The organism is Streptomyces sp. NBC_00647, assembly GCF_045207245.1.
Lineage (GTDB): Bacteria > Actinomycetota > Actinomycetes > Streptomycetales > Streptomycetaceae > Streptomyces.
This window is the reverse complement of the sequence record NZ_CP109040.1, coordinates 232,191-249,985: the sequence shown is the minus strand read 5'-3', so window position 1 is coordinate 249,985 and position 17,795 is coordinate 232,191. Positions and strand designations below refer to the sequence as shown.

Below are 17,795 nucleotides of genomic sequence, written 5' to 3'. Positions count from 1 at the left end.
CACCCGCCTGCTCAGTCCTGATCCCGCTGGGGTGTGCCTTGTGCAACGGCTTCCCGTGCCGATGACGGTGGACCTGTCGGGGTGAGCTGTGCGGAGGCGGCCTTGGCGTGCAGGGAATCCACCGCCTCGAGTTGCCGTTCCGCCCGTTGCAGCAGTTCTTCCAGCCGGCCGGAGTCGAGGCGCGGGTCGCCGGGGGAGGCGGCGAGCAGGGAGCGCCACAGCAGCGCCTTGCCAGTCACGCCCATGCGCATGGCTTCGAGTTCGATCAGAAGTGTGAGGCCGGAGCGGCGCAGTAGGCGGCCGTTGGGCTTCACCCGTCCGAGCTTCTCGCCCAGCCATGCTCCGTAGACCTTGTAGTGTCTCGCGGGAGCATGTAGGTCTCTCATCAGCCGCACCAGGGCCCGCCGGTCCTGCAAGACATCCGTCTCCAGGGCCCGCAGTTCCTGGCCGCAGGGCGAATCGCCGTGCTCCTGGACCATGCGGTGCACCAGCCCGGCACCGGCCGTCGCACCCGCCAGATGATCATTGAGATAGATGCCGAGGAGTTTCTGCCGCCCAGGACCTCCGCTGGAGCTTCGTAGGGGAGCGCTCATGGTGTTCCTCCGCGTTCTGGCAACCTCTTGTGGTGAGCGAGTGCCCCCGCTGAGGTTGTCAACCGCTCTATGCGCAGGCTGCCCTGCGTCGACGGATGCCGCAGCCGCGCCGCGGACGTGGGTGACGACGCCCAACAGCACCGCCACGGCGGCGAGCAGCTCGACCGTAGGGGGGCCCGTGCCCAGGCGCTCAGTGTGCCGATCGCCACTGACGTCTCCGGGGGCCTGTCAGGCCGGCGGCAGATGGATGCGCAGCGCGGACTGCACCGAGCGTGGGTCAGCGACGGCGCAGCAGCATGACGACAGCGATGATGACGATGATGAGGACGACGGTACCCAGGCCTATGTACACGGGTTTCTCTTTTCCTCGGGGGAGCGGCGCCTCTTGATGCCGCAGAGACCGAGTGCCCCGGTCTGGGCTCTTCAGCCGGGGGGCGACCGAGGCAGTGCCTCCGAGCCGTGTCCGGGCCGTCGCTGTCCTGCCTGGCGCCTGCGGTTCGAAGGGCCGGGCGCCGGGCGCTAGTGCCACGGGGCAGCGTTCGGCAGCCAGGTCATGACCAGGGGGCGAACGTACGGGAGCTGCTGGGCAGGCTGCGTGCTTGTTGCCGATGAACGACGATGGAGGTACAGGGGCTGGCCGGTCCTGCGGTATCCGCCCCTCAGGGCGCATACCGCCGTGGTGCGCCGAGGACTGCGCGCGGAGGGAGTTCGCCGTGGACTCGTCCGCCGCCCCCGGCCCGCCAGAGCACGGCAGGCACAAGCTGAACCGCCCTTCGGGCCATGTCGAACGAGCGGAGGACGAGTGGCTGCGGCGCCCTCATGGGATGCGAAGCCGTCGCCTGCGCCTTTGCGGAGCGTCCCTGCTCCTCCTCCTGGCTGTTCTGATGGCGCCCATCAGCGTCGTCGCCACCTGGGTAAATTCCGAGGTCACCGACATAGATCGTTATGAGCAGACGGTCGCACCGCTCGCCAGAGACCCCGCCGTCCAGGACCTGATCATCGAGCGTGCCACTGATGGTCTGGTCCACAAGATTGACGTTCGCAAGGTCACCGAAACGCTCGCCGACACTCTGGCCGACCAGGATGCACCCCGCTTCCTTGTCGACGCGGCCAGGTCGCTGGATGAAGAGCTCAAGGGCGGGCTGAGGGCCGGCGTGCGCTACACGGTCGCCAGAGTGGTGACGAGCGATGCTTTTGCCGAGGCGTGGGACAGCATCAACCGCGGCGCGCACACCGCCGCGTCGAACGTTCTCACCGGGGAGGCAGGCGGAGCGCTCGAGGTCAAGGGCGACACCATCACGCTGAACGTCGGCGCTGTCATCGAGGAACTTCAGAAGCAGCTGATCGGTGTGCCCCTTGTCGGGGCGGAGGACATTCCCGGGGCCCACAAGTCGATCGTGCTGGTGCACAACGACCATCTGAGTGAGGCCCGTGATGCTGCCCGCTGGCTCAGCGTCGTCGCCCCGTGGTTGCCCTGGGCGGTGGTTGTGCTCGCCGGGCTGGGCATATGGGCGGCACCCTCACACCGGGTTGCGCTGATGGCTGCAGGCATCGGCATCGGCGCCATGATGTGCGTGCTGCTCATCGCAGTCGCCGTGATCCGCCAGATCTGTCTGGACGCGGTGCCTCCGCCAGCCCAGTCGCAGGACGCAGCAGCAGCCCTCTACGACACCCTGGTGAGGTTCCTCCGGCAAACCATTTTCACCGTGCTCCTCACCGCACTGCTCACCGTGATCGCCGGGTATCTGTACGGACACGGCCGTGGTGCCGCCGCCGTGCGCACAGCAGCCGCCCGAAGCACCCGCACTGCTGGGCACGCCCTCGCCCGGACGGGACTGAAGCCAGGTGCCGTCGGACAGTGGCTGCGCATGCACAGGTCCCTGACCACGGGCGTCGTCATCGCGGCCGGTGCCCTGGCCCTCGTCCTGTGGAACTACCCCACGCCCGCCTCCGTGGTCCTTGTGCTCCTGGTAGTCGTGGTCGTCCTGGCGACCCTGGGCGTCCTGGCCGCTGCCGACGCTGCGGAGCAACGCTTATCAGGCGGGGGCGGATGCCATCCACCCCTACCGGGTGGCCTGCTGCCGGCTGAGGCAGGCCCGGGTCTTCGTATCACCGGTCTCATCGACGACCAAGGCCGCGGTGGCGCGACGCAACGGCAACGCCTGTCGGCAGTTCCTCACACACATCGGCGGTTCAGGAGAATCGCAGGGGGCCCGAACCGGCCGATCGGCGGCATTGCCGCCCCTGACGAAGCACGAGCAACTTCTCTGTCAGTTCAGCGTGTTGCACGAGCTTGGCCTTAGATCCCGAGCCCGCCGGCGAAGCCCAGAGACGCTGGGGCCCTTTGGGGGGCGATGTTTGCTGACGTGACGGCGGGGCATGCGCGAACTAGTGCTTCGGACCGGAGGCGCACGTCGAGCAGGGGATCACCCCGCATGCTGCGATTTCCTCCGGCCAGGCAGATCCCCACATGGCGAACCCTGACAACCCGTTCTTGCCATGCCCGGGCGATCCGTTTCGCGCACGGCAGGAGCCCGGCGATCGGTCCAGATCAACGAGGAGGCAAGTCGGATGCGGGAGCTGTTGGCCTCCGGCCACGACCGAAAGGGTGACCCGGACTCCGAGCAGCCGGCCACCACGACCACCCCGCGCACCGCTGCCACCGCACATGAGGTGGGGGCGCTGCAAGAGCGACCGAGCACGCCGCAAAACCCCGGCGCGAACACGGTGAGAGACCAGGCAGTGGGCATCGTGATGGCACTCGGACGCCTCCCCGCCGACCAGGCGCGGACCGTGCTGACGGAAGTCTCCCAGCGCACCAACATCACGCTGCTCCGCATCGCCGGACTCCTCACCGCCTGGGCGTCCTGCGGCGAACTCAACCTTGGTATCCGCATCGCCCTGGAGGAAGCCATCCGGGCCCAGCGCCGCACTGCCCAGCCAGCCGGTCCAGCGACCCACTGAGCACCCTGGAACACCGGACGAAGTGCACCGGGCCGACCGCTGCCCGAACCTGTGCCCGCGCAGCGCGGCGAGCCAGGAACCCAGCTGCGTCGCGGCGTTGTGTCAGGTGACCAGCAGGCGGTTGAAGAACGAACGGTAGTGCTGCAGTGCCAGGCGCAGGTCTTCGGTGTTCGCCCGTTCGCCTCGGTTCCACTGCCCTTCCAGTTCCTGCTTGTGGTCGGCGAAGGTGGCGGCCAGCCTCTGCATCACATCGGCGACGAGGGCGTCGGCGGTGTGCACGGCGTCGCGCGGGTCGTCGACGAACCTGTTCTGCACTTCCTGCCAGCGGGTGCGGAACCCTTCCTCGTCCTCTGCGCTGAGGAGCTGCGGGACGTCCTCCTCGGCTTGGGCGCCCCGGCCCGAGCTCTGCGTGTTGACGTCGGCCTCCGCGGTCTCGTCTTCAACGGGTTTGCTCGGCGTGTCCGTGCTCTCGCCGGGGAAAGTGGGGACATCGGCCTGCTCCTGGGTGCCGGTTGCGCCTTCTTGCGTGGACCGGTCGCGGGGCTGGGCGAGGTCGTCGGTGGACAGGCCGCTCGCGGTGGCGGTACCTGATCTGTCTTCGCGTTGCATGTCTCCTCCGTTCCCGGACGCCGGGGCTCCGGCCCGTTGGCTGCGCCGTTCAAGCCGGAGCGCGGCGGGACTGGCCGCCGTCGGTGAGCAGCTCGTCGAACAGGGAGCGGTAGTGCACCATGGCTCCCCGCAGCTGTTCCGTGGTCGCCTCGTGGCGGGTGCTGAGCACGTCGACGTCGTGGGCGGCCCGATAGTGCTCGAGCGTGCGGCCGTGCTCGACCGAGAGGTCCTTGAGCTGTTGCTCGAAGTCCTGGGTGGGGTAGCCGCGCTCGTGCATCAGGGAGGTCACCAAGCGGTCCGCGTCGTGCACGGCGTCCTCCGGGCGGTCCACGAACTCGTCCTGCACGCTGGTCCAGTCCCGCGTGTACCGATCCCTGACACCGCTGTCCAGCGGCTTGATGTCCAGCGCGTCATGCCGCTTCTCGCGGGCCCTGAGCTCACGCTCGCCGGCCGTGCGGCTGTCCGCGTCCTCCATCGTGCGTGCGTACTCGGGGCCGAAGCGCTCACGCAGCTTCCGGCGGCGCATGAGCGAAACCACGACGGCCGCCAAGGCGATCACCACCACGACGGGAATGACGATTGCCAGAAGTGTCCCTGTCGACATGGGGCCGAACCCCCTCACAGACGCGCCATATATTCTCATTTGGGTGAGTTCCCCTATGTTTGTCCCTGAAACGAGGCCAGACGATCAGCGCGGACGGCAGAGCGGGTGGCGGTCATCTCAAGCGCAGCAATGAATCGCTGACACCGACGCGTCCGGCCTTGGGTGCACCCGGCTCGCCAAGGCCGTGTACGACGCGGGATGGTCCGCGTTCGTCGGCATGCTGGAGTACAAGGCGGTCAAGCACGGCCGTACCTTCGCCGAGGTGGACCGGGCCTTCCCGTCCTCTCAAGTCTGCTCGGCCTGCGGATTCCGGGACGGCCGCAAGCCCCTGCACGTCCGGGAGTGGACGTGTGGCGAGTGCCATGCCGTCCACGGCCGTGACCACAATGCAGCACGTAACGTCCTGTTCGAAGGACGCCGAATCGTCGCCGCCGGACGGGTGGAGACGCGAGACGCCTGCGGAGTGCCGGTAAGAGGGGCACACGTGCCCGCACAGCGCGTTGAAGCAGGAAGCCCCCGGAAGGGTCAGACGGCCCAGGCCGGAATCCCTGGACTTTAGGCCAGGGAGCACGTCAGGGGCGGGGATGTGGACGCCGCTACGGTCCGGCGATGTGCGCTCGTCATCTGAGCAGCGACAGCGGAGCCTGGTCCGGCTATCCGGCGCCCACGGCGGTGCCTGTGCCGAGGACGACGTGGGCGATGACGCGCTTGCCGACCGATGTCGACTCGACGGTGACGGACTGGGCAAGAGCGGTGACGATCTCCAGGCCGTGCTAGCCGATGCGGGCGGGGTCCGGGGCCTTGGCGGCCGGCAGCACAGGGCTGCTGTCCCACAGCTCGACCTGCAGCACGCTGCCATGGACCCGCAGATGCAATAGAGCCGGACCGGGGGCGTACTTGCGGGCGTTGGTGACCAGTTCACTGACGATCAGCTGGACGATCTCCACCGTGGCCGTCACCACCGGAATGCCACGCGCGTCCCGCACCCTGGCGAGGAAGACGGCCGCGAGGTGGCGGGCCTGCGCAATACGGGAGCCGTCGCTGTCCAGCGCGAGCGAGGCCTCCATCACCGACCAAGCGCCCAACTGGCCGCCATCGGTGTCCTCAGGTGATTGATCCATTCCCGCCTGCTTCCATGTCCCCGCCAGGTACCCCTCACGGCGCCGCCCACGCACGCCCGGGACGTTACCTGTGGCACAGCCACACAGACGCGGCGCCCGTAGGATGCCGACCTTGACAGGCCTTCAGCTCGAAGGCGACGACCTGGCACGACGAGGATTGCTGAAGAGCACGTGGCAGACATTCACCACCCAGCCGAGCAGCCCGCCCGGCTGTCGATCACTCAGACCATCACCGACGGCATCCGCGTTCTGGCCCTGGCCGGCGAACTCGACGCCGACAACGCCGGTGCACTGCGCCAGGCCCTTCGCGTAGAGGAAGACAGCGCGCCGCTGACCGTGCTCGATCTCAGCGCAGTCACCTTCATGGACTCCAGCGCCATCAGTGTCCTGGCCGCCGCCCATCGCGATGCCGACGCGGCGGGCGGCTGGATGCGGATGGCGGCCCTGAGCCAGCCGGTCCGACGGGTCGTCGAAATCGTCGGCCTCGACACGATCATCACCTGCTGCCCCACCCTCGCCCAAGCCCTCAAACCCTGACCCGGCGGACACAGCGGTCCAGCGACCCAGTACCTCGCAGTCAGCTTCGCCGGCCCGGCCCGTCGGAGCGCCGGGGCCGACTCGCCGCGTGAACGGGACGGGGGCAGGCTGGAGGCGTGAGCCGCGCGCCGATCGTCGTGCACCGGCCCTCGCGTACGGGCGGTCGGAGAGTGAGCGTGCACCGCCACGGACGCGACGAGATCCTGGGCACCGCGTACAGCGACCTCGATCTCGTCGTCTTCCTCGAAGCCGCCGGCGTCGCCGATCCCGAGGCTGTCCTGGACGACCCTCAGTGGGTGGAGTGGCGCGACGGCCGCGCGCATCAGTTCAGCGCCGCCTGAAACCCGCAGCTGTCCAGCGGCCCCGGCCGGGGTTCGCACGGGTGCGGTGCTCAGACAAGCGAGAGGCGTTGAAGCATCCTGCGGAACAAGATACCGAGGGCCGGGTTGATGTTGGGGCGGCCGGTGAACATGCCAGTGACGTTCGGGCGCGGCTCGGTGGAAGGGCTGATCGGGCCTACAGGGAGCTTTGCGGGCGTTGACCAGAAGCGCCCAAGCAGTATTCAGCGCCGAGGGCCGCGGAGAGCGCCCTCGGCGGCCCTTGCGACCTGGGGAAGGTCGGCTCTTGGTCGCCACCATCGCCGCCGTTCCGTGCGGAGAGCTGGGTTCAGCGGGTGGTGAGCATGCCCTCGCGGAGTTTTGGTGAGGGTGCGGTTGAGGAGGCGGGAGACGTGCATCTGGGAGACGCCGCGGCTACCCGCATTCGGACAGTCCATGCGAATGGCGGGGTGTCTCTCGCTCTCCCGTTCCGGGTGTCATGCCCGCGTGAAGTGATGTTCTACGGCGGGGTGACATGCGTCGGTGGTGAGGGGGCACTCGCGATGGCTATGCAGGCAAATCAGACGTATGCCAGGAGCGACGCCCTTGTTCGAACCGGGCTTTGGGCAAGCCCCGCACCACGGCCGGCCGAGGGGAGGCACCGGCGCACCGGACGGCGTCGGGGCCGGTGGCATCGCAGGCTGCTGGCCTACCGCGGTGTCGACCTGCTGCTGTCTTCGTCTCCGGAGGGTGCGGGTGAGGAGTGTCTCCTGCTGGTGCACATCCGCAGGGTGATCGGACGGGTGACCTATCGAGCGTGCGACACGTGCGCCGAGGGCGTGATCACCGACGTCGTCCTGGACGAACCGTTCCGCGACTGCGGTCTGGGCACCAGGGCACTGTCACATCTGCGGTCCCAGTATCCCGACGTCACCTGGCGCACCACGCTGGATACTCGCCTCACCCGCGCTCTGCTGTGCCGGATGCGCGTTCCCAAGGCGACTGCGGGCGGGAACTGCCCCCACGGCCGACCTGATGTCACTGCCCCTGCTGGTAGTTGACGGCTCAGCTGGCGGGCGTTCACATCCCCTCAGCGGCTTCCGTCCCCGGCAGATGAATCATCAGGGTTGACGCCGGTGTAGGCGGTGGCATCCTTTTTGCCGCTGGGGCGGCGGGACGATCCGTGGTGCCCGGTGTCGTGCATGCCCTGGGACTTTCCCCGGTCTTCGGCACGCGCGGTCAGGCTGTCTGAGGGCGTGCCCGCTCCCGATGCTTCTTTCTCTTCCTTCGTAGGCGCCTTGCGGGGCTCGTCGGGCTCCGGGGCGTATGTGTCGGGGTGGAAGGAGCGGTGGGCGCTGGGGTTGGGCTGTTGTGACTCGTCGTTCACGGACGGGCCCCAGCGCAGCTGACGCTCTCCCTCGGATTTGCGCGGCCCTGGCCCCTGTGGGGGCTGCTTCGCTGTCTTCGCCATTGCGGGACCTCTTGTTCTTTGCGGCTTGTGTGGTGGCTCTCCTTGCGTGGGGCGGGGCGTACTGCTGGGGCATCCGGGTCCCACAGTGTGATCGGTTCTGATGCCGGTCCGCTGGGAGGCCTCTCCCTTCCTGCTGCCGGTCGGGAAGACGGCGTCGTGTCGTAAGTAGGGGCTGGCGTGGGGGCCGGGACTCCGCGTCCCGCCGTCCCCCCACGTTGCCTTGTCAGCCTGGCCAGGTTCCGGTCAGGCTGCGCGTGGTGGCGGCGCCGGCACGGTCGACGGCGGCTTTGACCGCCGCGAAGATGGCGCCCTGGAGGGTGGCGGCCAGGAGCACCTCACTCCAGGCGCGGTCCTCGTCGGTGGCGTCGGGGGCGTCTTTGTCGTGGCTGAGCACCTTCCACGCCTGTTTGAAGGCGGCCCCGGCGATCATGCCGCTGACGGCTCCGCCAGGGCGAGCCCGACCGGTTTGTAGGCGATCTTCGAGGCCTTCATTGGAACTCCTCCGTGGATACCCCGGCCTTCAGGCCGGGGAGGAAACGGACTCCTGCGGAGCAGGGGAGCGGGCTGGGATGCTCAGCCCTTCTTGCGGCGGTGGCTGGTCAGCCACAGCACGGTGACGCCCGCGGCGGCGACCAGCAGCACGGTGCGGTGGCCCCGTGCCAGCTGCGCAGACTGGGCCGCCTTCTGCCGCAGAGGTGCGGGTGCCTTCTTCTCCCACATCCGTCCGGCCTGGGCTGCCGTCGCGCGGACCTGCCCGGCCGCCTGGGCGGCTTTGTCCTTGACCGGGTCGGGCAGCTTGTCCTGAACCTGGGAGGTGGCCTTCGCGGTTTGAGCCTTGAGCTCGTCGGCCTTGACGACGGCCTGCTCTTTGAGCTCGCCGGCCTTGTGCTGGGTGCGGGCCTTGACGTCGGTTTTGTCCGCGAGGGCCTGGACGGTCTGCCCGAGGTCGTGGCGGGTCTGCTCGATCTGTTCGCGGAGCTGTTCGGGGTTGGGGGCGCTCGGCTGGTCGGCGGGCGTGTGGGTCATCGGTGTGCGCTCCTCTTGATCTCGGCCACGTCGGCCTTGACGTTCTCGATCGTGCTCTGGGGTGTCGGCGGGGCGGCCTTGCCGATCTGCTTCTTCCCGCTCAAGGCCAGGACGGCGGCTATCACACCGAGAACGGCGGTGACGATGAGAGCCGCGGCCCACACCGGCAGCAGCAGGGCCAGGGCTGCGATGACGGTGGCCACCAGTGCCTGCAGCATCAGGAAGCCGGCCAGCGAGGCACCGCCGAACAGCCCCCCGCTCTTGCCGTAACGCTTGCCCTTCTCCTGCATCTCCGCCTGCGCCAGCTTCATCTCGCCGCGCACCAGTTCGGTCAGCTGCTGCGAGGCCTGCTGCACCAGCTCGCCCACCGGCTCGTGCCCCACGCCGTTCGTAAACCGGCCCGAGCCGGTGTCTTGCGGTTGTGTACTCGACACGCGATGACCTCCCGCTCTCTTTCGTTCCTGTCGGCCGGACCGTGCTCACTGGGTCCCGGCCGTCCAATGGGTGCGCGAGTACCCCGAACCGTCGAGTTCAGGAGAAAAACGATCTGCTGCGAACAGGGGATGCGCTGCGGGGTGGTACGTGGCTGCTACAGCCACTGCCGCAGCAGAAGCGGGAGATGCCGGGTGAGCCAGGCGCTGCCCAGGCCGATCAGGGCGCCCGCGGCGACATCCGTGGGGTAGTGGGCACCCGACTGCACCCGCTCGATAGCCAGCAGCGCAGTCGGCACCGAGCAGAGGGCACCGGCCAGCGGCCACGTGGGGGCAACGGTGGCGGTGAAGGCCACGGCGGCCGCGGTGTGGCCCGAGGGGAAGGAAGAGGAGTCGGGCCGGTCCTCCACCTCATCGTGCTCAATCCACTCCTTGGGCGGCCGGGGCCGGTCGACCAGCTGTTTGCCCATGCCGTCGGACACCAACTGCGCCAGGGCGAGCGCCGCAAGCCCCGAGACTGCGGCCGTTCGCCCGCGCCGTCCGCCGAACGCGCTCATCACTGCCGCCGCGCCGCACCACAGCTTGCTGCTCTCCGCCGCCTCCTCGACCGCCGACAGCAGCCGGCCGATGGCAGGTGGAATGCGGGAGGCGGCCCGCTGCGTCAGATGCCGATCCGCTTCACCCAACTCCGCTATCAGTCTCATGAGCTGCGGATGTCCCTGACGATCCGATATATACCCGCCCAGCACTGGTGGTCATTCTTCACCTTCGTCGAGGCGGCGTAGGTCTTCCTCGTCCCATTTCCGGGTGTCGCGGGGCTGGGTGTAGGGCTCGGTCTCGGGCGGGAGCCCCCCGGCGATGGCTCGCTGGCGTACCGCCTCGGCGTCGAACTCCAGGCCGAGGAGGATGGCCAGGTTGCTGATCCACAGCCACACCAGGAAGACGATGACGCCGGCCATCGTGCCGTAGGTTTTGTTGTACGAGGCGAAGTTGGCCACGTAGAACGCGAATCCGGCGGAGGCGATCATCCAGATCACCAGAGCCAGGAAACTGCCCGGAGTGATCCACTTGAAGCCCTTCACCTTCGCGTTCGGGCACGCCCAGTACAGGATCGCGATCATCACCGTGACCAGCACGACCAGGACCGGCCACTTGGCGATCGACCACACCGTCAGCGCTGTGTCCCCGACCCCCAGCGCCGTGCCCACCTGGCGGGCGATGCCGCCGGTGAAGACCACGATCAGCGCACTGACCACCGCCAAAATCATCAGGACGACCGTCACACCGACACGCACCGGCAGGATCTTCCACACCGGCCGGCCCTCCGGCATGTCGTAGATGGCATTGGCGGCACGGATGAACGCTGCTACATAGCCCGAGGCGGACCACACCGCCACCACCAGGGCGATGATCGCCACGAGTGAGCCGAGGCCAGTGTTGCCCTGCAGCTGCTCCACCGCGCCGGTGAGGATGTCACGGGCCGAGCCGGGAGTGAGCTGCTTGAGATTGTCCAGCACCTTGTCCGCAGTCGACTTTCCGGTGATGCCCAGCAGGGAAACCAGGACCAGCAGGGCCGGGAACAGCGCGAGCACCCCGTAGTACGTCAGCGCCGCCGCCCGGTCGGCCAGCTCGTCCTTCTTGAACTCCCGCAGGCTCCCGGTGAACACCTTCCGCCACGCCCGCCTTGGCAGCTGCGTCGGCGTGTCCGGCGCCCGCTCCTCCACCTCGGGCCCGGGTCCGGCCTCCTCGGGCGTCGGCACGTCGTCGACACCGTTTTGTTCTTTTCGACCTGAAAGACTGAATTTCGCCATGCGCGCCGAGTACCCCGGCTCATCGGAACTCCTCCGTGGATACCCCGGCCTTCAGGCCGGGGAGAAACCCAGGTCGTCATTTGCCGCGCGGAAGGGGCAGGTGCCGTTTACGGTTGCGGCCGGGGGGAACACGGGAATTCGTGCTTCGGACCGAAGGCGCACGCCCTGCGGGGATTTCGAATCCTCCTGCCCGCTGCGGTTCCTTCGGTGGTCAGGCAGCTCTCTCGCGCGGCGATCCATGACAGGCACTGTTCAGGCCGTGCTCGGTACCTGGTCCCGGCCCCGCCTGAACCCGGCTTTCAGGAGCGATCCCCCATGCTCACTGAGGTCACCGCAGGCCCTTCGCGCGGCGGCGGTACCCCCGCAGCCTCTCCTGCCGCCGTGCGCCGCACCCATGACGATGCTCCTGCCGACGCTGCTGCGCTCTTCACACGGCTGGTGGACCTAGGCGAGGGGCCGGAACGGGACGCCGTGCGCGAGAAGCTGGTGGCCCTGTGGCTGCCCATGGCGCACCGGATCGCGGGCCGCTTCCGCGACCGCGGCGAAGACATCGAAGATCTGCGCCAGGTGGCGGCCCTCGGGCTGGTCAAGGCCATCGACCGGTTCGACCCCAGCCGGGGGGCCTTCGAGGCCTACGCGGTACCGACCATCACCGGCGAGGTGAAACGGCACTTCCGCGACCGGATGTGGGCCGTGCGGGTGCCCCGCCGGGTACAGGAGTGGCGCAACCAGGTACGTCTCGCGCGCCGCGACCCGCTTCCTCACGTTCCGCACACGCTGTCATGACAGTTCACGTAAGGCCAGAAGCCTCAGCCCCAAGGAGTTGCACCGATGCTGATGCCCCTCCCCGCCGCTGTGCGCCGGCTCGTCGCGGAATATGAGTCGCTCCTCGCCGAGGAAACGCCCGGCGGAACGCCCCCGAGCCAGCGCCTGCGCGACCTCGCCTACACCCTGTGCGTGTCCACCGGAACCCGCGAGATCGCTGACGCCCTCGACACCGCCCGCTCCTACCTGGCCGAGACAGCCGTCGCATCCGCCGCCCACCCCGCGGCCATGAGGTCCGGACCCGGACGCCGGGCGGCCGCCGCATCTCCCAAGTCCTCAGCCATCGCAGCGCCCGTCTTCCACCACGACTCCGCCGGCGAGCCCACCGCCCGCCGCGACGTCTCTCCGCGTCCCGGGCACCGGCCCGTGGCGTCGCCTGCTGCGAGCGCGGGGCATGGCGGCGGAGGGTGAGGTGTTGGACATGAGCGAGCGTTCCGTGATCGTCTACCCGCCCACACGACGTGTCGGCCGTCCGGTGTGGGTGGATGGAAGGCCTGCAGGCACGGTCCGCAGTCTGCGTGCACTGACCGAGCTGCTGCAACGGGCGGGCTGGGAGGGCCTGGACGAGGTCGACGTGGCCGAACTGCCGGTGATCGAGTGGCACGGAGGAGGACCGGAAGTCTGGTCCCCGGGAGCGTCGGACCCCTGGGCAGGCGGCGTTCAACGGCAACCTGATCCACGGTGACGGAGCGCGGCGTAGGGGCCAACGGCAGGGGTGCAGAACGGCCTTGGCCCGCACTCTCGGCAGGCCTCAACACTCATGCCGGACCACGCGCATTGACGATCGCCGGCTCGCTGCCTGCAAGGCCCTGGTGACGGTGCCACCAGACTGCACCGTTGCGTCCTCGATCCGTCAACCATCCCGCGCAAAATGAGCGCGCGAGTTACTGAGAGCCCGGCTGATCTCAGACTGGGCCACCTTCCGGCCTCGGACCTGTAGGCCTTCCGCGTCTGTATCGGGCCATGCCCCGAAGGGCCTCTGGGAGACGCGGGCTGAGTGGTCTCCTGAGCTCTCGCCCCGCACGAGAACTCGAGACGAGATGGCTCCGGACCAGAGAGGGCGGGGCGTGAGGGCGTCGCAACGAACTTGCAGAGTGCCAGCCTATGATCTACGCACAATAGGGCATGTCTGACTAATTTCGCGAATAGGGCGTGGTGGTCCGGGTAGTCCGTCGAGAGGACTAGTGAACGGAGCACATCGTGATCATCAAGAAGATGCATGACATGGGTATCCGTAGCGAACACGCATACCTGGCCGCCATGGCATCCATAGGCCTCACCGTCGTCGCCTGGGCTGGCTCCTTGAAGATAGAACCCGGCGTCGACATCGCCCGGGCCGACCGCTGGGGAATCTACATCGGCGAATGGGCCCCCACCTTCTTTGGCCTTGGTCTGGCCCTCTCTCAGTACGAGCAGCAAGACGACGCCATCGCCAGCGAACTGCTGGCGCACCAGAGCGTCAACTGACTCACGGGGGCCTCACCACGCCCCGGCAAACGGCGTTCCGCCAGAACACACACGCAGGAATGCAGCATGCGCATTGCCTGCGAGCGGACCTCTTTACGTGCTGATCGGAGTTGAGTCCGTCTCGAACGGCCCCGTCCCGTGCAGTGATGTGTGCCGAACGCAGGACGCAGCTGCACGACCGGGGAGTGCTGTAGGCCCGTCTGGCTCTGCTGAACCAGGAACTCGAAGACGGAGACATCAGCTTGGAGGAGCTTGGAGGAGTTCGAACGAGAAGAGGAACGGGTGCTCGATCGGCTGCATGTCGCACGGGCCTGTTCCGCGCCCCGAGCGATCGAAGGTGACGCAGTCATGGATGACAAGGAAAAGGTGGTTCTCGCGGCCGCTGTAGTGGGCGGCTATGTGCTGGGCCGCACCAAGAAGGGCCGGTTGGCCCTGTCCATTGCGACGTATCTGGCGGGTCGGCGATTCGGTCTCGAACCTCGTCAGCTTGCCGCCGAAGGGATGCGCAGGTTGGGCGAGGTTCCGCAGGTCGCCGAGTTGCAGAAGCAGTTGCGCGGGGAAGTGCTGGAGGCGGGCCGCAAGGCGATGACCGCCGCCGCCGACCAGGGCATGAGCACGCTCGCCGGCACCCTCAGCGACCGTACCGCCCGACTCTTGGAGAAGGCGGATGAGGGGGAGGGGGACGAGGAGGAGCACGCGCCGGAAGACAAGGACGCGGAGTACGAGGAAGAGGAAGAAGAGGAAGAGCCGGAGGAAGAGGAAGAGCCTGAGGCGGAGTACGAAGACGACCAGGCCGAGGAAGAGGAAGAGCCGGAAGGCGAATACGAGGAAGAGGAGGAAGAAGAACCAGAGGAAGAAGAACCGGAAGCGACGCCGCGGAGGCGCCGCGGTTCGGGAGCGGATCGGTCCCGCAAGGCACCCGCATCAGCGGCACGTGAGAAGGCTGCTGCCGCAGGCAGCGAGAAGTCTCGGGCGGCCAAGAAGACTGCGCCGGCGAAGAAGACCGCGCCCAGCAGGAAGACGGCGGCGAAGAAGACCGCTCCGGCCAAGAAGTCCGCGGCCAGGAAGACGACGTCATCGAAGCGGGCAGCGTCCAAGCGCGCCGATCGTCGGAGGTAGGCCGCCATGACCAAGACGGAACAAGACCAACCAGCGGAGCAGGCGTCGGGTATGGACCGGCTTCGCGAAGAAGCGACCAAGTTCTTGTCCGCGCAGGTGGAGAATCTTGCCGAGAAGGCCGGCGACAAACTGACGGACGTCACCGGGCAGCTCAGTGATGCGGCCGAGAGCGGCTCCCTTCCCGCGATCGGCTCCCGCATCCTCCAAGGCGACTCGCCGGTGAAGGCGTTCGTGTCGGAGAAGGCCAAGGGTGTCAAGGACAACGTCGTGGAGAAGGCCAAAGGGGTCTTCGGTGGAGGGAAGGGAAGGGGAAACGGAAGGCCAGTGGCGGCAAGGTCATGAACATCATCGAGGTTCTCGATGTGGGAGTGCCTTTGCGGGATGCGTACGACTACTGGACGCAGTACGACAAGTTCAGCAGCTTTGCCAAGGGTGTTCGCGACGTCTCGAAGGCCGATGAGGTCGGGAGCGACTGGAAGGTCAAAGTCGGCCCTTCGTCGCGCAGCTTCAAGGCGACTGTCCAGGAGCAGATTCCTGACGACCGCATCGTGTGGACCTCTGAAGGAGCCAAGGGCACCACCCGCGGCGCGGTCAGTTTCCATGAGCTGGCGCCCACCCTGACGCGAGTCGTCCTGGTGGTGGAGTACTACCCGTCCGGCTTCTTCGAGAAGACGGGCAACCTCTGGCGGGCGCAAGGGCGCCGTATGCGACTGGACTTCAAGAACTTCCAGCGATACGTCACCCTTACCAATGAAGAACCCGAGGGGTGGCGCGGCGAAATCCGGGACGGCGAAGTCGTCGTGTCCCACGAGGACGCCGTAGAAGAGGAAGAGGCCGAGCAGGAGGAATCCGAGGGCGAAGAGCCCGAGGGTGAGGGCGAAGGCGATGCGGAGGAAGGCGCCGAGTCCGCATACGAGGACGAGGGCGAGGACGAAGAAGCGGCGGAGGACGCATACCAGGACGAGGAGGGACCGGAGGGCGAAGAGGGGGCGGAAGACGCACACGAGGATGAGGACGAGGAAGGAGCGGAGGGCGAAGAGGATACGGAGGACGAGGAGGACACTCCCCGGAAGAGGAGAGGACAGAGGCGACGCCGTGACTGACGCCGACTTCCGCCGAGGTCCTACCCGCCTCCGGCCCTTAGACCACCAACCTCGCCGATACCCTCGAACGCCCTCTCGGCAGCAATCGTCGCCCCGTTACCAGTCTCACCTGCGGGTGTCCGCAGGTGACCGTCCCACACGTACGAAGCGCCCTGTGCTGCGGTCCTCGTCCTATTTCCGGGTGTCGCGCGGCTGGGTGTAGGGCTCAGTTTGCGATGCCAGACCCGGCGATGCCCGCTGGCGCACCGCCTCCAGGACGCTCCATGCCTGGTCAGGCGTCAGGTACACCCTGCTGGCTACGGCGTTGATCAGGCTGCCGGGTGGTAGTGGGTAAGTTTGTGTTGATTTGGGGTATACGGCCCTCATGATTGACGAAGCGCACACGATATTGGCCGTTTCCTCGGTCGGCGCCCTGTGGCTGGCAGTGGCGGGCGTGGCTGTAGTCGCCGTCCTGGTGGCGGCGTTCGTCGTCGGCAGCAGGCGCGCCGCCCGGCGCAAGATATCCACCTCCGCGCCTGGGGCCGTACAGGCACGCCGGGACTTGGCCGACCCTGCACGGCGCGGTGCAGGATGGAGTACTCCTGACGACGACCCCGAGCAGGGTCACCCCCACCGCTGACCGCTCCTTTCTGCGGCAATGGCTTTGAGCAAGGGGTGATCGGCGTTGGTGGGTGGGCGGAAATGCCGTCGCGGAGCATCGCAAAGAGGCGAGTCCGCTCTGCGTCGGGGGAGCCTGGGTGCGGTGCTCGCCCGGTAATCCCGTTGCGGGGCTACGAAGACGGTAATGGGGGCGACGCTGAGGCGTAGCGTTCGCGCGTTCGGCGTAGGGGGTACGCCTTTTGGGGCCATCACCTTTGCCGCGCGGTGTCCCCGCCGCCGCTTCGGGTACACGGCGTCGGGGTGACAGCCGCTCCGCCTGGTGAGGTACACGAAGGAGAACGTGGTGGACGGGATCGTACTGCTCAAGGAAGACCACAAGACGGTGGAGAAGCTGTTCAAGCAGTTCGAGAAGGCCGGCGAGGACTCCCACGTCGAAAAGCGGAAGATCGCCGACCAGGTGATCGAGGAACTCACCAACCACACCTGGATCGAGGAGAAGATCTTCTATCCGGCTGCTCGGGAAGCCGCACCGGACACCAAAGACCACGTCCTGGAGAGCGTCGAGGAGCACCATGTCGTGCTGTGGATGCTTTCCGAACTCAAGGACCTCGATCCCACCGATGAGCGGTTCGACGCCAAGATGACGGTCCTCATCGAGAACGTGCGTCACCATGTCGAGGAAGAGGAAAAGGAGTGGTTTCCTGACGTCCGCAAGGCCATGGGCCGCAACCGCCTCACCGAACTCGGCGAGCAGATGGAGAAGGCGAAGCAGAGGGCCCCGGGCGACCCCCTGGCCGTCCCCAGCGCCGACCAGTAGCGGGCCCCGCCCGCTGCCGGCCTGTATTGCCGTGTCGTTGCGTGGGACGGGTGCGGTATTCGGTCGATGCGGCCGCCTGTGGTCGTGGCGTCCGCGCCATGCCTCACCACCCGCCCCTCAGCCTGGACGCGCGGTATCGAAGTAGCGCGGCCCCGCCAGAGCGCTTTGACCGGGCAGCGGGAGGTCAGGTACTCAGCAGTCGCGCATCCGGGTTCGGGTTCCTTGTACGCGATCTCCAGGGGAACGACGTCGGCCGCGGACAGACACTGCACCTTGTCCCCAAGGGGACAGACAGACCCATCCGCGCCCCCGTGGCGACGAGGTACGGCCCGGTACCTCGGGGGAGGTGTACCGGGCCGTGTGCCGTCCTTCCGCCGCAT

19 protein-coding genes and 3 pseudogenes are annotated in these 17,795 nt (G+C 67.7%); 13 read left to right on the top strand and 9 right to left on the bottom strand.

Translation table 11 applies throughout. The features are described from left to right. Positions 1-11: 11 nt before the first annotated feature. Entirely contained in the window at positions 12-593 is a 582-nt protein-coding gene (locus OG788_RS01205; protein ID WP_406368533.1) for a hypothetical protein, read from the bottom strand. Positions 594-1,477: 884 nt separating this feature from the next. On the opposite strand from OG788_RS01205, the gene OG788_RS01200 reads away from it, so the two are divergent. Continuing rightward, positions 1,478-2,896 (top strand): hypothetical protein, encoded by a 1,419-nt coding sequence (locus OG788_RS01200; protein ID WP_406368532.1) that lies wholly within the window; start codon positions 1,478-1,480, stop codon positions 2,894-2,896. A gap of 268 nt (positions 2,897-3,164) precedes the next feature. Next, positions 3,165-3,557: an ANTAR domain-containing protein gene (locus OG788_RS01195; RefSeq protein ID WP_406368530.1), complete on the top strand. Its 393-nt coding sequence runs from the start codon at positions 3,165-3,167 to the stop codon at positions 3,555-3,557. 102 nt (positions 3,558-3,659) lie between these two features. On the opposite strand, the gene OG788_RS01190 is transcribed toward OG788_RS01195, so the two are convergent. Next, on the bottom strand, positions 3,660-4,166 hold the full coding sequence (locus tag OG788_RS01190; protein ID WP_406368529.1) for a hypothetical protein: 507 nt from the start codon (positions 4,164-4,166) through the stop codon (positions 3,660-3,662). 49 nt (positions 4,167-4,215) lie between these two features. Continuing rightward, positions 4,216-4,770 carry a hypothetical protein gene (locus OG788_RS01185; protein WP_406368528.1) on the bottom strand — a complete coding sequence of 185 codons (555 nt, stop codon included), beginning with the start codon at positions 4,768-4,770 and terminating at the stop codon, positions 4,216-4,218. Positions 4,771-4,954: 184 nt separating this feature from the next. On the opposite strand from OG788_RS01185, the gene OG788_RS01180 reads away from it, so the two are divergent. Then, a complete protein-coding gene (locus OG788_RS01180) occupies positions 4,955-5,329 on the top strand; it encodes an RNA-guided endonuclease InsQ/TnpB family protein (RefSeq protein ID WP_406368527.1) in 375 nt (124 codons plus the stop codon). A gap of 214 nt (positions 5,330-5,543) precedes the next feature. Here the strand turns inward: OG788_RS01180 and OG788_RS01175 are convergent, their stop codons facing one another. Beyond that, the gene (locus OG788_RS01175) at positions 5,544-5,891 is read right to left on the bottom strand and encodes an ATP-binding protein (RefSeq protein ID WP_406368525.1); all 348 of its coding nucleotides are present in this window, start codon (positions 5,889-5,891) and stop codon (positions 5,544-5,546) included. A gap of 171 nt (positions 5,892-6,062) precedes the next feature. On the opposite strand from OG788_RS01175, the gene OG788_RS01170 reads away from it, so the two are divergent. Continuing rightward, positions 6,063-6,428: an STAS domain-containing protein gene (locus OG788_RS01170; protein WP_406368524.1), complete on the top strand. Its 366-nt coding sequence runs from the start codon at positions 6,063-6,065 to the stop codon at positions 6,426-6,428. 116 nt (positions 6,429-6,544) lie between these two features. Beyond that, on the top strand, positions 6,545-6,769 hold the full coding sequence (locus OG788_RS01165; protein ID WP_406368522.1) for a hypothetical protein: 225 nt from the start codon (positions 6,545-6,547) through the stop codon (positions 6,767-6,769). Positions 6,770-8,439: 1,670 nt separating this feature from the next. Here OG788_RS01165 and OG788_RS01160 read toward each other — a convergent pair. The 5 genes and pseudogenes from OG788_RS01160 to OG788_RS01140 form a co-directional block, all read right to left on the bottom strand. Continuing rightward, positions 8,440-8,708, bottom strand: a pseudogene (locus tag OG788_RS01160) (DUF4235 domain-containing protein). Between the two features lie 81 nt (positions 8,709-8,789). Then, the gene (locus tag OG788_RS01155; RefSeq protein ID WP_406368520.1) at positions 8,790-9,242 is read right to left on the bottom strand and encodes a DUF3618 domain-containing protein; all 453 of its coding nucleotides are present in this window, start codon (positions 9,240-9,242) and stop codon (positions 8,790-8,792) included. Further along, positions 9,239-9,625 (bottom strand): phage holin family protein, encoded by a 387-nt coding sequence (locus OG788_RS01150; protein ID WP_406368519.1) that lies wholly within the window; start codon positions 9,623-9,625, stop codon positions 9,239-9,241. Before OG788_RS01150 ends, OG788_RS01155 begins: the two co-directional genes overlap by 4 nt. A 206-nt stretch (positions 9,626-9,831) precedes the next feature. Further along, a complete protein-coding gene (locus OG788_RS01145) occupies positions 9,832-10,377 on the bottom strand; it encodes a phosphatase PAP2 family protein (protein WP_406368517.1) in 546 nt (181 codons plus the stop codon). Between the two features lie 51 nt (positions 10,378-10,428). Beyond that, the gene (locus tag OG788_RS01140) at positions 10,429-11,484 is read right to left on the bottom strand and encodes a YihY/virulence factor BrkB family protein (protein WP_406368516.1); all 1,056 of its coding nucleotides are present in this window, start codon (positions 11,482-11,484) and stop codon (positions 10,429-10,431) included. A gap of 315 nt (positions 11,485-11,799) precedes the next feature. On the opposite strand from OG788_RS01140, the pseudogene OG788_RS01135 reads away from it, so the two are divergent. The 8 genes and pseudogenes from OG788_RS01135 to OG788_RS01100 form a co-directional block, all read left to right on the top strand. Continuing rightward, positions 11,800-12,237, top strand: a pseudogene (locus OG788_RS01135) (sigma-70 family RNA polymerase sigma factor); the annotation flags it as partial. A gap of 78 nt (positions 12,238-12,315) precedes the next feature. After that, on the top strand, positions 12,316-12,720 hold the full coding sequence (locus OG788_RS01130) for a DUF5133 domain-containing protein (RefSeq protein ID WP_406368514.1): 405 nt from the start codon (positions 12,316-12,318) through the stop codon (positions 12,718-12,720). A gap of 10 nt (positions 12,721-12,730) precedes the next feature. After that, positions 12,731-12,994 carry a hypothetical protein gene (locus tag OG788_RS01125; protein WP_406368512.1) on the top strand — a complete coding sequence of 88 codons (264 nt, stop codon included), beginning with the start codon at positions 12,731-12,733 and terminating at the stop codon, positions 12,992-12,994. 515 nt (positions 12,995-13,509) lie between these two features. After that, positions 13,510-13,776 (top strand): hypothetical protein, encoded by a 267-nt coding sequence (locus OG788_RS01120; protein WP_406368510.1) that lies wholly within the window; start codon positions 13,510-13,512, stop codon positions 13,774-13,776. Positions 13,777-14,124: 348 nt separating this feature from the next. Further along, positions 14,125-14,895, top strand: a complete 771-nt coding sequence (locus tag OG788_RS01115) for a histone protein (RefSeq protein WP_406368508.1) — start codon at positions 14,125-14,127, stop codon at positions 14,893-14,895. Between the two features lie 6 nt (positions 14,896-14,901). Beyond that, positions 14,902-15,998 (top strand): annotated as a pseudogene (locus tag OG788_RS01110) (SRPBCC family protein). Between the two features lie 364 nt (positions 15,999-16,362). Beyond that, positions 16,363-16,617 carry a DUF6479 family protein gene (locus tag OG788_RS01105; protein ID WP_406368507.1) on the top strand — a complete coding sequence of 85 codons (255 nt, stop codon included), beginning with the start codon at positions 16,363-16,365 and terminating at the stop codon, positions 16,615-16,617. Positions 16,618-16,941: 324 nt separating this feature from the next. Beyond that, a complete protein-coding gene (locus OG788_RS01100; RefSeq protein WP_406368506.1) occupies positions 16,942-17,415 on the top strand; it encodes a hemerythrin domain-containing protein in 474 nt (157 codons plus the stop codon). Positions 17,416-17,795: the final 380 nt, after the last annotated feature.